Consider the following 14,294-nt stretch of genomic DNA (forward strand, 5'->3'; position numbering starts at 1 on the left):
CATTAAAACAAAAAAGAAGAGTGAATTTATAAGTTCACCCTTCTTTTTTATAAGTATAAGTAACAACTATTTACTTGCAAATAATTGTACATCGTTACCCGATACTTCTTTTTCTCCAAGAATAATTAATCTTTCTACAACATTACGCAACTCACGGATATTACCAGTCCAATCATATTCTTGTAATAATTTAATCGCTTCAGAAGAAAAGCTTTTAGCTGGCATACCTTGTTCTTCTGCTATTTTGTTAGCAAAGAAATCAACCAACAAAGGAATATCATCTCTTCGATCATTCAACGCTGGAACTTTAATTAAAATTACTGCTAAACGATGGTATAAATCTTCACGAAAACGACCTTCTTCAATTTCGGTTTTTAAATCTTTATTGGTTGCAGCAACTACACGGACATTTACCTTAATATCTTTATCTGAACCAACACGTTGGATACGGTTTTCTTGCAAAGCTCGTAATACTTTTGCTTGAGCCGACAAACTCATATCTCCTATTTCATCTAAGAAAATAGTTCCACCATTAGCAGCTTCAAACTTACCTGCTCTATCTTTATTTGCTCCTGTAAAACTTCCTTTTACATGCCCAAATAATTCGCTCTCTATCAATTCAGAAGGAATCGCAGCACAGTTTACTTCAATCATCGGAGCTTTAACTCTTTCTGACTTTTCGTGTAACCAGTGAGCAACTAATTCTTTACCCGTTCCGTTAGGCCCAGTAATTAGCACACGAGCATCGGTAGCCGCCACTTTTTCAATAATATCTTTAATGTGAGTAATGGCATCACTTTCACCAATCATTTCATAATTTTTACTCACTTTCTTTTTAAGTCGCTTGTTTTCTACAACCAACTCTTTTCTATCTAAAGCGTTGCGAACAGTGTTTAACAAACGGTTTAAATCTGGCGGTTTTGAAATATAATCGAAGGCTCCTAAACGCATTGTGTTTACTGCTGTATCTAAATCACCGTGACCAGAAATCATTACCATTGGCACTTCTGGTTTTAGTTTTTTAGCTTTTTCTAACACTTCAACACCGTCCATTTTTGGCATTTTAATATCACAAAGCACTAAATCGTAATCAGCATTTTTAATCATTTCAATTCCTGCTAATCCATCTTCAGCTTCTTCAACTTCATACGAATCATTTTCTTCAGAAATTATTTTTTTTAGTACTCTGCGTATCGCAGCTTCGTCTTCAATTATTAATATTTTCGCCATATTTTTCTTTTATTCTGTTTGATTGTCTATCAAAAAGCAACAATTAAGCCATTATTCACTTTTTTGAATAATATGCACATCTCTTTGCGGAAATGGAATACTAATGTTATGCTCTTTAAAAAGCTCATTAATTCTAAACCTAATATCACTTTGAGGTATCAATGCTTGAAAGCTGTCTCCTAAAGTAAAAATAAGTTTGAACTCTAGCGCACTGTCTCCAAAATTTTCAAAAACTACCGTTGGTGCCGGATGACTATACACTTTTGGGTGCTCTTTTGCCGCTTGTAACAATAGCTTTTTAACTAAAGCAACATCACTACCATAAGCTACTCCCACTTTAACGCTTTCACGAGTTGTGGTTCCGTTTTGAGTCCAATTATATAAACTGTTTGTTAAATATTTATGGTTCGGAATAACTAATACTTTATTGTTGATAGTTACCGCTCTTGTTGTTCTGAGTTTAATTTCTTCTACTCTACCAACTTTATCATCAATTTCAATAATATCACCTACATGTACACTTTTATCTAAAATGATAAAAACACCAGAAATAATATCTTGAAAAAACGTTTGAAGTGCTAAACCTACACCTATTAATAAAGCCGAAGATGCTACTAAAATTGCGCTTAAATCAACTCCTGCTGAGCTTAAAACAATTGAAAAGACAATGATATAAGCCAACCAACTACTAAAAGAAAAGATAGTATCAAACTTATTTTTATCTTCTTGTTCTAACTTTCTTTTTGCAAGAACCTTTAAGTATTTTAATACAAGATTCACCAATATTATTCCTATCAATAGAAATAATATTGTTTTGATAGTTATGTCTATTCCTTTCCCTCCTATTGGGATTTTATAGTTTAAAAAATCAATTACTTCTTTAATAATTTCTTTCATCTGCTAGTTATCAGTCTTTTGTTGGTCAGATGTAATTTACTGTTAATTTAAAAAAAATGATTACCCGTTGTAACGAATCCACTTCCATAAATCTTTGTACGAAGGTTTTTTACCATACATTAAAATACCCACGCGATAAATTTTTGCAGCTACCCATACAATTACTATAAAAGTAAGAATTAATAACAACATAGAAATTGCTATTTCCCACCAAGCTACTCCAAATGGAATTCGCATTAACATAACGATAGGTGATGTAAAAGGTATGTATGAGAAAATTACTGATACTGGTCCGTGAGGATCGTTAATTACCGTAGCAAAACCAACATATACAGCTAAGATTAATGGTAGCATAATTGGCATCATAAACTGCTGTGTGTCGGTTTCGTTATCAACCGCTGCACCAACTGCAGCAAATAAAGAGCTGTATAACATATAACCTCCTAAGAAATAGAAAATAAACAAGAAGAACATTTTTACTAACGGTAATTTAAAAATTTCTTGTACAATCATTTTTCCTTTACTGCTTGCAGTTTGCTGAATAGCTTCCATTTGCTCTGGAGACACTTTAGCTGATTGCATTTCCATCATATCTACTCCAAAGAAAGAAGATGCAATAAAACTGAATACAAAGAATAAAATCCCCCAAATAAAGAATTGTAATAAACCTGCGGAAGCATTACCAATAATTTTTCCTAACATTAGTTGGAAAGGTTTTACCGACGATACAATTACCTCAATAATTCTACTTGTTTTTTCTTCAATAACACTTCTCATAACCGAAGTACCGTAAATCATCACAAACATCATTAATAAATAACCTGCAATAGCTCCAACTCCTATTTTTAATCCGTTGATTAGTTTTGAAGATTTCTCGCCAGAGAAGTTCAACATTTTAATATCTGAGGTTATTTTCGACTGTTCTATATGAGCTATATCAATTCCGAAACTAGTTAATTTTTCATGACGCAACACTTTATCAACTTTATCTTCCAAGCTTTCCATGATTGATAAACTCGGGGAATCTTTTGAGAAAAACTCAATAGACTTTGCCAACACCTCTAAACTATCTTGCTTTGGTATGTATAGCGCTCCGTAATAATTACCTTCTTCTACTTTCTTTTTAGAATCTTCAATTCCTAAAGCAGTAAAATCTTCATATTTAACCGTTTTTGAATCGACAAAAACATCTTTTGAAAACATTCCTGATTCATCCACAAAAACGATGTTTTTAACTTTTTCATCGTTCTTTTTCATCAAGAAAAAAACCAATGCTCCCATACCAATCATTAATACAGGACTTAAAAAAGTCATCACGATAAACGACTTGTTTCTAACCTTTGCAATGAACTCACGTTCTATAATTAATCGTAATCTTTTCATAGCTTAACTGTTTTTATTTACTGCCTGAATAAAAATATCGTTGGCACTTGGTACTAATTCTACAAAATGTTGTACTTCTCCTTGAGTAGTTAAATACGATAATAAATCGTTTGGAGAACTTCCGTTGGAAAGCTTAACGTTTAATTTTAATCCGTCGTTTAACAATTTAAAATCTGCTGGTAATACTTCAAAATTTTGTTTTAGCTTTTCTTCTACTTCTAAAGAATTTGATGTAGTTAAACCAACTTGAAAAGTATTGCTTCTAAACTCTTTTTTAATATCCTCTAATTTACCATCTAAAATCTTGTTTGATTTGTTTATCAAAGCAATATAATCGCACATTTCTTCAACAGACTCCATTCTGTGTGTTGAAAATATAATGGTTGCCCCTTCATCACGTAACTGCAATATTTCTTTAGCAATTAATTGTGCGTTGATAGGATCGAACCCAGAAAAAGGCTCATCAAAAATTAATAATTTAGGTTGATGCAATACCGTTACAATAAACTGTACTTTTTGCGCCATTCCTTTAGAAAGCTCTTCTATTTTCTTACCCCACCATGCGCCAATATCAAATTTATCAAACCAATATTTTAAACGCTTTTTAGCTTCAGCTTTACTCAACCCTTTTAGTTGCGCTAAGTACAATGCTTGCTCACCTACCTTCATACTTTTATACAAACCGCGTTCTTCAGGTAAATATCCTATATGTTCAATATGATGTGGTGCTAACTTTTCTCCGTCTAAAATTACCTCACCACTATCTGGCATTGTAATTTGATTGATGATTCTAATTAGCGATGTTTTTCCAGCTCCGTTAGGTCCTAAAAGCCCAAATACACTTCCTTTTGGAATATGCATCGACACATTGTTTAATGCAGTATAATCGCCGTAGCTCTTAACTACATTATTAATTTCTAATAAATTATTCATAGACTCAATAGTTGATTAATTGTGCTATTTATGAAAAAACAGCAATGACAAACTTACATATTTTATATTCATTAGTAAGCACTTCTACACAAACGTTACAAGTTTAATTTTATGTTAATTTTACTATGCATGCATAATTTTTTTATAAAATACTATGCATGCATAATAAATTTTTATATCTTTGGCATCAATGGATAAGAATAAATCGATAGATCACCAATTAAGAGCCACTTGGCAAGCAGTTGCAAAAATGTATAATGAGCAAGCTGCAAAGCATGATAGCACTATGGCTACAGCGTTTGCCTTGTTAAATATAGATTACGAGAATGGCACCCCTTCAACCGCTTTAGGGCCTTTAATGGGAATGGAGCCAACTAGCCTTTCTCGTTTGTTAAAAACTATGGAAGATAAAGGTGCTATCTGTAGAGAGAAAAATCCTAATGACGGAAGAAGTGTTATTATTAAACTTACCGATTACGGTAAAGAAATGCGTGAAGTATCTAAAGGGCACGTATATCAATTTAATAATAAGATAAGAGAATTTCTTACTGAAGGAGAGTTAGACACTTTCTTTAAAGTAACACAAACCATCAATCAATTAATCAATGATAAATTGATTTATGAAGAAAATGAAGACATCAACAAACAAGCTGTATAAAACAAACCAATAAACAAATGACAAGAAGAATTAAAAAAGTAGCGATTATCGGTTCTGGAATTATGGGATCGGGTATAGCATGTCATTTTGCAAACATTGGCGTTGAAGTTTTGTTATTGGACATTGTTCCAAGAGAACTTAACGACAAAGAGAAAGCAAAAGGATTAACTTTAGAGAATAAAGCTGTAAGAAATCGTATCGTAAACGATGCCTTAGCAGCTTCTTTAAAATCGAAACCGTCACCTATCTACAATCAAAAATTTGCAGATAGAATTACTACAGGTAACCTAGATGATGATTTACACAAAATTAAAGATGTAGATTGGGTTATGGAAGTAGTTGTTGAACGCTTAGACATTAAACAAAGCGTTTTTGAAAAGGTTGAAAAATACCGTACTCCAGGTACTATCGTTTCTACTAATACTTCTGGTATTCCAATTAAATTTATGAACGAAGGGCGTAGTGAAGATTTCCGTAAGCACTTTGCGGTAACTCACTTCTTTAATCCTCCTCGTTACTTAAAATTATTTGAAGTTGTTCCAGGTCCAGATTGTAAACAAGAAGTTACTGACTTCTTAATGGATTACGGTTCTAAATTCTTAGGGAAAACTTCAGTTTTAGCAAAAGATACTCCAGCGTTTATTGGTAACAGAATTGGTATCTTCGGAATTCAATCGTTATTCCACCAAGTAAAAGAATTAGGATTAACTATTGAAGAAGTTGATAAATTAACAGGTCCAGTTATTGGGCGTCCTAAATCGGCAACTTTCCGTACAGTTGATGTAGTTGGATTAGATACGTTAGTACACGTTGCTAACGGTATTTATGAAAACTGTCCTAACGATGAAGCTCACGACTTATTTAAGTTACCAGATTTCATCACAACTATGATGGAAAACAAATGGTTAGGTAACAAAACTAAACAAGGTTTTTACAAAAAAACTGTTAACGCAGAAGGTAAAAAAGAAATTTTAGCTTTAGATTTAGATACGATGGAATACCGTCCTTCTAAAAAAGCAAAATTCGCTACCCTTGAATTAACAAAAACAATTGATAAGCCAATTGACAGATTTAAAGTATTAGTTGGCGGAAAAGATAAAGCGGGTGAATTCTACCGTAAGAACTTTGCAGCTATGTTTGCGTATGTTCAAAATAGAATTCCAGAAATTTCTGACGAATTATACAGAATAGACGATGCCATGAAAGCTGGTTTCGGATGGGAAAATGGACCTTTCGAAATTTGGGATGCTGTAGGTGTTGAAAAAGGTATCGAATTAATGAAAGCTGAAGGGAAAGAGCCAGCTGCTTGGGTTACTGAAATGGTAGCAAAAGGAGAAAAATATTTCTACACAGTTAAAGACGGTGCAACTTACTACTACGATGTACCTGCAAAAGCACAAGTTAAAAAACCAGGTCAAGATTCATTTATCATCTTAGATAATATTCGTAAAACTACTGAGGTATTCAAAAACTCTGGAGTTGTTATTGAAGATTTAGGAGACGGAATCTTAAACTGTGAATTCCAATCTAAAATGAACACGATTGGTGGTGATGTTTTAGCGGGATTAAACAAAGCAGTTGATTTAGCCGAAAAAGATTTCCAAGGTTTAGTTATCGGTAACCAAGGAGCAAACTTCTCGGTAGGTGCTAATATCGGAATGATTTTTATGATGGCGGTTGAGCAAGAGTATGACGAATTAAACATGGCTATCAAGTATTTCCAAGATACAATGATGCGTATGCGTTACTCAGCAATTCCAACAGTTGCAGCTCCTCACGGAATGACTTTAGGAGGTGGATGTGAGTTATCATTACACGCCGACAAAGTGGTTGCAGCTGCTGAAACTTATATTGGTTTAGTAGAATTTGGAGTTGGAGTAATTCCTGGTGGTGGTGGATCTAAAGAAATGGCAGTTCGTGCCCAAGATTTATTCCACTCAGGTGATGTACAATTAAACGTATTACAAGAACACTTCTTAACTATTGGTATGGCTAAAGTAGCTACTTCAGCACATGAAGCATTCGACTTAAACTTACTTCAAAAAGGAAAAGACGTAGTAGTTGTAAACAAAGACCGTCAAATCGCTGAAGCTAAGAAACATGCATTATTACTAGCTGAAGCTGGTTATACACAACCTGTTAAACGTAAAGATGTTTTAGTGTTAGGTAAGCAAGCATTAGGTATGTTCTTAGTAGGAACAGATTCTATGAATGCTTCTAAATATATTTCTGAGCACGATCAGAAAATTGCAAACAAACTAGCTTATGTAATGGCTGGTGGAGATTTATCAGAACCAACAAAAGTTACTGAACAGTATTTATTAGACCTTGAACGTGAAGCTTTCTTAAGTTTAACTACAGAAAGAAAAACCTTAGAGCGTATTCAGCACATGTTAAAAACTGGTAAACCATTAAGAAACTAAACAATGAAAACAGCATATATAGTAAAAGGATATAGAACCGCCGTAGGGAAATCTAAAAAAGGTGTGTTCAGATTTAAAAGAGCTGACGAATTAGCTGCTGAAACCATTCAGTACATGATGAAACAGTTACCTGAGTTCGATGTAAAGCGTATCGACGATGTTATTGTTGGTAACGCAATGCCTGAAGGTTCTCAAGGATTAAACATGGCGAGAATTATTTCGTTAATCGGATTAGATTCTGTAGATGTTCCTGGAGTTACTGTTAACCGTTTTTGTTCATCAGGAGTAGAAACTATTGCTATGGCAGTAGCTAAAATTCAATCTGGAATGGCAGAATGTATCATTGCAGGTGGAGCAGAAAGTATGAGTTCTGTACCAATGACTGGTTTTAAACCAGAATTAAACTATGATATCGTAAATGCGGGTCATGAAGATTACTATTGGGGAATGGGTAATACTGCAGAAGCAGTTGCGCAACAATACAATATATCTCGTGAAGACCAAGATAAATTTGCGTTTGAATCGCACATGAAAGCTTTAAAAGCTTTAGATGCTGATCGTTTTCAAGATCAAATAGCTCCAATTAATGTTGAAGAAACTTTTATTGGAGAAAACGGAAAACGTGCAACAAGAAATTATACAGTTACTAAAGACGAAGGCCCACGTCGTGGAACAACCGTAGAAGCCTTAGCTAAATTACGTCCAGTATTTGCCGCTAATGGTTCGGTTACTGCAGGTAACTCATCACAAACAAGTGATGGTGCTGCTTTCGTAATGGTAATGAGTGAAGATATGGTAAAAGAGTTAGGTATCGAGCCAGAAGCTCGCTTAGTGAGCTATGCTGCGGCAGGTGTACCTCCTCGTATTATGGGTATTGGTCCTGTAGCTGCCATTCCAAAAGCTTTAAAACAAGCTGGTTTACAACAGAGTGATATTGAATTAATTGAATTAAACGAAGCATTTGCTTCACAATCGTTAGCGGTTATTCGTGAGTTAGATTTAAATCCGGATATCATTAACGTGAATGGTGGAGCAATTGCTTTAGGTCACCCATTAGGATGTACCGGAGGTAAATTATCGGTTCAATTATTCGATGAAATGCGTAAGCGTGAAATGAAAGGAAAATACGGTATGGTAACCATGTGTGTAGGTACTGGACAAGGTGCTGCTGGTATTTTCGAGTTCCTTAACTAGTTAAGAGTAAAGAGCATAGAGAAAAGAGAATAGACTTTTAGTGAGTACTAGTAAAAGACATAATTATAAAAATCTAAAAATTTGGCAGCTAGGATTAGAAATTGCAAATGACATTTCTGATATACTAGTTGAGTTTCCAAAGCATGAGCGTTATGATTTGTCTTCTCAAATGAGCAGATGCTCTGTTTCTATGCCTAGTAATATTGCGGAAGGTTCGGCAAATACTAATAAGTCGTTTAGCAACTATTTAAACATTGCTTTAGGTTCTTCTTTTGAACTAGGCACACAGTTATTAGTTGCTTTTCACAGAAAATATATTAACCAAGAAACATTAACAATACTTGAAGAAAAAATAGAAGAATTTCAAAGAATGACTATGAGTTTTCAAAATACTCTTACCTAGTCTTTTTTCTATTCTCTATTTTCTCTTTTCTTAAAACTAATAAAGATGTCAGAATTAAATAAAGATATTTTACGTGGAGGGCAGTTCCTAGTAAAAGAAACAAAATGTGAAGATGTATTTACTCCTGAAGATTTTTCAGAAGAGCAAACAATGATGCGTGATGCTGTTAAAGAATTTAACGATCGTGAAATCATCCCTCATAAAACTCGTTTCGAGGCTAAAGATTATGCGTTAACCGAAGAAACTATGCGTAAAGCTGGTGAATTAGGATTTTTAGGAGTTGCTGTTCCTGAAGCGTATGGTGGATTAGGAATGGGATTCGTTTCTACCATGCTAACTTGTGATTACATTTCAAGTGGAACAGGCTCTTTTAGTACTGCTTTTGGTGCACACACAGGTATTGGTACGATGCCAATTACTTTATACGGTACAGAAGAACAAAAGCAAAAATACGTTCCTGCTTTAGCAATGGGAGAGCGTTTTGGAGCTTACTGTTTAACAGAACCAGGAGCAGGATCGGATGCTAACTCTGGTAAAACTACTGCTGAGTTAACTGCAGATGGTAAGCACTATAAAATCAACGGACAAAAAATGTGGATTTCGAATGCAGGTTTTGCTGAAATCTTCATCGTATTTGCTCGTATCGAAGACGATAAAAACATTACAGGTTTCATTTTAGAATACGATAAAAACAATCCTAACGGAGTAACTTTAGGAGAAGAAGAGCACAAATTAGGTATTCGTGCATCTTCTACACGTCAGGTATTCTTTAACGATACATTAGTACCAGTTGAAAATATGTTATCTGTTCGTGGTGGTGGATTTAAAATCGCTATGAACGCTTTAAACGTTGGTCGTATTAAATTAGCTGCTGCTTGTTTAGATTCTCAAAGAAGAATTATTAACGAAGCTGTAAACTACGCTAACGAGCGTAAGCAATTTAAAACTTCAATTTCAGAATTTGGAGCTATTAAAATGAAATTAGCTGAAATGGCTACCAATGCATATGTTGGTGAGTCTGCTTCATACAGAGCTGCTAAAAACATTGAAGATAGAATCGCTATTCGTGAAGAAGAAGGAAACTCTCATCAAGAAGCAGAATTAAAAGGTGTAGAAGAATATGCTATTGAATGTTCTATCTTAAAAGTTGCGGTTTCAGAAGACGTACAAAACTGTGCTGACGAAGGAATCCAAATTTTTGGAGGTATGGGATTCTCTGAAGAAACTCCTATGGAATCTGCTTGGAGAGATGCTCGTATTGCTCGTATTTACGAAGGAACTAACGAAATTAACCGTTTATTATCGGTAGGAATGTTAGTTAAGAAAGCCATGAAAGGTCATGTAGATTTATTAAATCCTGCAATGGCTGTTCAAAATGAATTAATGGGAATTCCTTCTTTCGATACTCCTGATTATTCTGAATTATTCTCAGAAGAAAAAGAGATTATCGGTAAATTAAAGAAAGTATTCTTAATGGTTGCTGGTGCTGCTTTACAAAAGTTCGGACCAGATTTAGAACAACACCAACAATTACTAACTGCTGCCTCTAATATTCTGATTGAAATATACATGGCAGAATCTGGAATTTTAAGAACTGAAAAGAACGTTAAACGTTTTGGTGAAGATTCTCAAAAAGAACAGATTGCTATGGCTAAATTATACTTATACAATGCTGTAGAAACAATTACTAAAAGCGCAAGAGAAGGAATTATCTCTTTTGCTGAAGGTGATGAGCAACGTATGATGTTAATGGGATTAAAGCGTTTTACTAAATACGCAAACTACCCTAACGTAGTTGAGTTACGTAATACTATTGCAGAAAAATTAAAAGCAGAAAACAAGTACTGTTTTTAGATAAAATTTGCTCGTAAGAGCATAAAAACTTCTTCAACTTTTATAGGTTTTAGAATTTAGTTGTTTGTTTAAAAGATCGTCAAATTAAGTTTTGGCGGTCTTTTTTTTTGTTTATTATAAAAAAATAAATACCTTTAAAACAGATTCTTACATTATTGCTATGATAGAATTTTAAAAAAATAACACTATCTTACTTCTTTACACCCTCTTTTCTAGGAGTATAAAGACGTAAAACATGCATATGTAAACAAGTTGTATTGAATTCAGCTAAAGCTGACCTATGTTGCTACGTTGTGCGCTGCGCTTCAACTCCCGCCCCACAGGAAATTCAATACAACGACCTGCTAAACCAAATTGCTTTTTAAACTTACTTTTTAAATACTCCCCACAACTTTAGCTGCCCATCGTGGGAAAACTCAAAACAACATAAGCTAAAATCAATTTGGCAACGTTCTACTTGTCTTTAATCTTTTTTATGAATAAATTCACCAAAAAAAATTAAACCCAGAACGTAACTGCGTTTAGCAGGTCGTTGTAAGTAATTATGAAAAGAATATCTTTAACAATATTTTCTTTGTTTTTATTATTAAGTTGTTCAACACTGAACACTTCGAATAAAAATATAAAATGGTTTGAAAATTATGAAATAACACCTTTTTTAGCTGTTGAAAATCTAAACTCAACGTATATTAATGAACTGAGATTTATTGAAGTCAGATCATCATTTTACACAAAAGAGATAATGTGGAATAATTTTGGAAAATGGGATAAAGTAATCAAGCCTATTGAAGAAAATCATCCAATTTTAATTTGGGAGAGACGAAAACTTTTTGATTACCAAGATGAATTATATACCATATTAGCATATGGAGTTGAAAATAAAAAGATTATGTATTCATCTATTATAATTCTTGATTCAGATAAAAAGGATTGTTTATCGAATAATTCGATTGTAAAAGATTCTTTAATTAGCTATTTTTCTAATAAAATGAAAAATTTGAAGAATTTTAATTCTAATCAAGACCTTTATAAAGAATATTTAAAAATGATACTTACTGGAGAAGAATAAATAAACTACTTACAACATTGTATAACTGCAATTACGGCGGATTCGACTACGTCCGAATCCACTCGGAATTGCTAACGTTTGTGCTTAACCGAAAAACATTAACTTTAATCCCGTAACTGACGGTTATACGAGACCGTTGTATTGAATTCAGCTAAAGCTGACCTATGTTGCTATGTTTTGCGCTCCGCTTAAACTCTCGCCCCACAGGAAACTCAATAAAACATTATACTAAATAAAATTAATTTGTAATCTTACTTAAAAAAAAGCTATAACCCAAACTGGTTTATCTAATATAAAATCAAAAAACAACATGGATCAAAATTAATTTAGTAATGTTTTTCTTGTCTTATATTTTTTTAACTAGTAAATTCACCAAAAAAAATAAACTATGAAAAAAATCATCATCCTTTTCGTCTTATCAATCATTATAAATGCTTGTTCTTCTAATGAAGATAATATAGAGAAAGATACTTATACTTATTCTTTTTATAAAAATAGTAAACTAACTATTAATGAAGTTGAAGACTCGTATATGAAAGAAGGAAAAATAGACAGCGGCGATAAGTTAGTCTTTAAATATCTATTTAGTGCTTACGATAACAAAGAAGTAGCAGATGACGAATTTAACTCTGAAGTAATCATGTTTGAAATTGATCCTAACATAAGCTCTTTTACATACTCTGATAGTCAATTACTCGATATAAAAAGTGTTTTTACTAAATACTGTTTTTGTGTTTTTTCAAACGAACAAACCGATAAAGATGTAGCCCCTACGGGAACTATAAGTGGCACCAAAATTTCCGACAAATATTGGGACATAAAAATAAATGTTACTTTTTATGGTAACGAAGTAAAAACTGTTAATAAAAAATTTACTTTAATGAATTAACTATTTTCTTGAGAAAACTATTTAACAAATTATAATAAAAAAGCTCCCAAATTAGGAGCTTTTTTATTATAATTTGTTGTATTACTGCCTATTCTAACGCGCCTAAATAACGTTCTGCATCTAAAGCTGCCATACATCCTGTACCTGCTGCAGTAACTGCTTGACGGTATTCTTTATCTTGTACATCACCCGCTGCAAAAACACCTGGTAAATTTGTTTTGGTAGATTTTCCTTTGGTAATTAAATATCCAACTTCATCCATATCTAACACACCTTTAAATAACTCCGTATTTGGTTTGTGTCCGATAGCAATAAACACTCCTGTAACAGGGATTTCAGTTTTATCTCCCGTTTGGTTATTTACAGCACGTACACCTTCAACAACATTATCACCTAATACCTCATCAATTTCAGTATTGTATAAAACAGTAATATTTTCAGTTTTATTTACACGGTGTTGCATTGCTTTAGAAGCACGCATAAAATCTTTACGAACTAACATGGTAACTTTATTACAAATATTAGCTAAATAGGTTGCTTCTTCTGCAGCAGTATCTCCTGCCCCAACAACCACTACGTCTTGTCCTTTGTAAAAGAAACCGTCACAAGTAGCACACGCTGAAACTCCACCACCAATTAAACGTTGCTCGCTTTCAATACCTAAATACTTCGCTGTAGCACCAGTAGATATAATAACAGTTTGTGCTTCAATTTCAGTAGACTCATCTACAACTACTTTATGAACCCCTCCTTCTTCTTTTGAGAATTCAACTTTAGTAACCATTCCAAAACGAACATCGGTTCCAAAACGCTCTGCTTGATTTTTTAAATCTTCCATCATTGCTGTACCATCGGTTCCGTTTGGATATCCTGGAAAGTTATCAACTTCGGTAGTTGTTGTTAACTGCCCTCCCATTTGCATTCCTGTGTACATAACTGGTTTCATATCTGCTCTCGCTGCATAAATAGCTGCTGTATAACCTGCAGGACCAGACCCAATAATCAAACATTTAATTTTTTCTGCCATCGTTTTAAAATTTTTGAAGTTACAAATGTAATTTTTTTTTATTTCTATCTCCTTATTTTGAAATATAATTTGATTATTAGACGATAAACAGAAATTATCTTACTGATGGTTTATTTTTTTAATTATTTTCTTTTGTATTTCTATTTTTTTTCTACATTTGCAATCCCAATTATTCGGGGTGTAGCGTAGCCCGGTCATCGCGCCTGCTTTGGGAGCAGGAGGTCGCAGGTTCGAATCCTGCCACCCCGACTAAAACAACAAAAACCTTGTAAATATATTTACAAGGTTTTTTGATTTTTATAAATTAATATATTGTCTAAATTTTATTCGCAAC

At 33.4% G+C, this 14,294-nt stretch carries 12 protein-coding genes and 1 tRNA gene; 8 read left to right on the forward strand and 5 right to left on the reverse strand.

The features are described from left to right. Positions 1–66: 66 nt before the first annotated feature. The 4 genes from ACKTST_RS09730 to ACKTST_RS09745 are packed head-to-tail and all read right to left on the reverse strand — an operon-like array spanning position 67 to position 4,443. Positions 67–1,230 (reverse strand): sigma-54-dependent transcriptional regulator, encoded by a 1,164-nt coding sequence (locus ACKTST_RS09730; protein ID WP_408047558.1) that lies wholly within the window; start codon positions 1,228–1,230, stop codon positions 67–69. A 51-nt stretch (positions 1,231–1,281) separates the two neighbouring features. Then, on the reverse strand, positions 1,282–2,127 hold the full coding sequence (locus ACKTST_RS09735; protein ID WP_408047559.1) for a mechanosensitive ion channel family protein: 846 nt from the start codon (positions 2,125–2,127) through the stop codon (positions 1,282–1,284). A gap of 60 nt (positions 2,128–2,187) precedes the next feature. After that, positions 2,188–3,510, reverse strand: coding sequence for an ABC transporter permease (locus tag ACKTST_RS09740; RefSeq protein WP_408047560.1), 1,323 nt, complete (start codon positions 3,508–3,510; stop codon positions 2,188–2,190). A 3-nt stretch (positions 3,511–3,513) separates the two neighbouring features. Then, on the reverse strand, positions 3,514–4,443 hold the full coding sequence (locus ACKTST_RS09745; RefSeq protein ID WP_408047561.1) for an ABC transporter ATP-binding protein: 930 nt from the start codon (positions 4,441–4,443) through the stop codon (positions 3,514–3,516). Between the two features lie 190 nt (positions 4,444–4,633). Between ACKTST_RS09745 and ACKTST_RS09750 the strand changes: the two genes are divergently transcribed. From ACKTST_RS09750 to ACKTST_RS09780, 7 genes are all read left to right on the forward strand, one after another. Then, positions 4,634–5,101: a MarR family winged helix-turn-helix transcriptional regulator gene (locus ACKTST_RS09750; RefSeq protein ID WP_408047562.1), complete on the forward strand. Its 468-nt coding sequence runs from the start codon at positions 4,634–4,636 to the stop codon at positions 5,099–5,101. Positions 5,102–5,118: 17 nt separating this feature from the next. Further along, positions 5,119–7,524, forward strand: coding sequence for a 3-hydroxyacyl-CoA dehydrogenase/enoyl-CoA hydratase family protein (locus ACKTST_RS09755; protein ID WP_408047563.1), 2,406 nt, complete (start codon positions 5,119–5,121; stop codon positions 7,522–7,524). A 3-nt stretch (positions 7,525–7,527) separates the two neighbouring features. Then, positions 7,528–8,718, forward strand: a complete 1,191-nt coding sequence (locus ACKTST_RS09760) for an acetyl-CoA C-acyltransferase (protein ID WP_408047564.1) — start codon at positions 7,528–7,530, stop codon at positions 8,716–8,718. A gap of 40 nt (positions 8,719–8,758) precedes the next feature. Continuing rightward, positions 8,759–9,121: a four helix bundle protein gene (locus tag ACKTST_RS09765; RefSeq protein WP_408047565.1), complete on the forward strand. Its 363-nt coding sequence runs from the start codon at positions 8,759–8,761 to the stop codon at positions 9,119–9,121. Positions 9,122–9,166: 45 nt separating this feature from the next. After that, positions 9,167–10,975: an acyl-CoA dehydrogenase family protein gene (locus ACKTST_RS09770; protein ID WP_408047566.1), complete on the forward strand. Its 1,809-nt coding sequence runs from the start codon at positions 9,167–9,169 to the stop codon at positions 10,973–10,975. Positions 10,976–11,519: 544 nt separating this feature from the next. Beyond that, entirely contained in the window at positions 11,520–12,044 is a 525-nt protein-coding gene (locus ACKTST_RS09775; RefSeq protein ID WP_408047567.1) for a hypothetical protein, read from the forward strand. 388 nt (positions 12,045–12,432) lie between these two features. Next, positions 12,433–12,933, forward strand: coding sequence for a hypothetical protein (locus ACKTST_RS09780; RefSeq protein WP_408047568.1), 501 nt, complete (start codon positions 12,433–12,435; stop codon positions 12,931–12,933). Positions 12,934–13,021: 88 nt separating this feature from the next. Here the strand turns inward: ACKTST_RS09780 and trxB are convergent, their stop codons facing one another. Then, complete coding sequence (gene trxB / locus ACKTST_RS09785) at positions 13,022–13,960, reverse strand: thioredoxin-disulfide reductase (RefSeq protein WP_408047569.1); 939 nt, start codon at positions 13,958–13,960, stop codon at positions 13,022–13,024. Between the two features lie 174 nt (positions 13,961–14,134). Here trxB and ACKTST_RS09790 point away from each other — a divergent pair. Beyond that, positions 14,135–14,209: transfer RNA gene (locus ACKTST_RS09790), tRNA-Pro, on the forward strand. Positions 14,210–14,294 lie beyond the last annotated feature (85 nt).

The organism is Tenacibaculum crassostreae (assembly GCF_964512405.1).
GTDB classification, from domain to species: Bacteria; Bacteroidota; Bacteroidia; order Flavobacteriales; family Flavobacteriaceae; genus Polaribacter; species Polaribacter crassostreae.

Coding starts and splice junctions, on each gene's coding strand:
- trxB (WP_408047569.1), bottom strand. CDS start 13,960: ATGGCAGAAAAAATTAAATGTTTGATTATTGGGTCTGGTCCTGCAGGT.
- ACKTST_RS09750 (WP_408047562.1), top strand. CDS start 4,634: ATGGATAAGAATAAATCGATAGATCACCAATTAAGAGCCACTTGGCAA.
- ACKTST_RS09740 (WP_408047560.1), bottom strand. CDS start 3,510: ATGAAAAGATTACGATTAATTATAGAACGTGAGTTCATTGCAAAGGTT.
- ACKTST_RS09735 (WP_408047559.1), bottom strand. CDS start 2,127: ATGAAAGAAATTATTAAAGAAGTAATTGATTTTTTAAACTATAAAATC.
- ACKTST_RS09770 (WP_408047566.1), top strand. CDS start 9,167: ATGTCAGAATTAAATAAAGATATTTTACGTGGAGGGCAGTTCCTAGTA.
- ACKTST_RS09780 (WP_408047568.1), top strand. CDS start 12,433: ATGAAAAAAATCATCATCCTTTTCGTCTTATCAATCATTATAAATGCT.
- ACKTST_RS09745 (WP_408047561.1), bottom strand. CDS start 4,443: ATGAATAATTTATTAGAAATTAATAATGTAGTTAAGAGCTACGGCGAT.
- ACKTST_RS09755 (WP_408047563.1), top strand. CDS start 5,119: ATGACAAGAAGAATTAAAAAAGTAGCGATTATCGGTTCTGGAATTATG.
- ACKTST_RS09760 (WP_408047564.1), top strand. CDS start 7,528: ATGAAAACAGCATATATAGTAAAAGGATATAGAACCGCCGTAGGGAAA.
- ACKTST_RS09775 (WP_408047567.1), top strand. CDS start 11,520: ATGAAAAGAATATCTTTAACAATATTTTCTTTGTTTTTATTATTAAGT.
- ACKTST_RS09730 (WP_408047558.1), bottom strand. CDS start 1,230: ATGGCGAAAATATTAATAATTGAAGACGAAGCTGCGATACGCAGAGTA.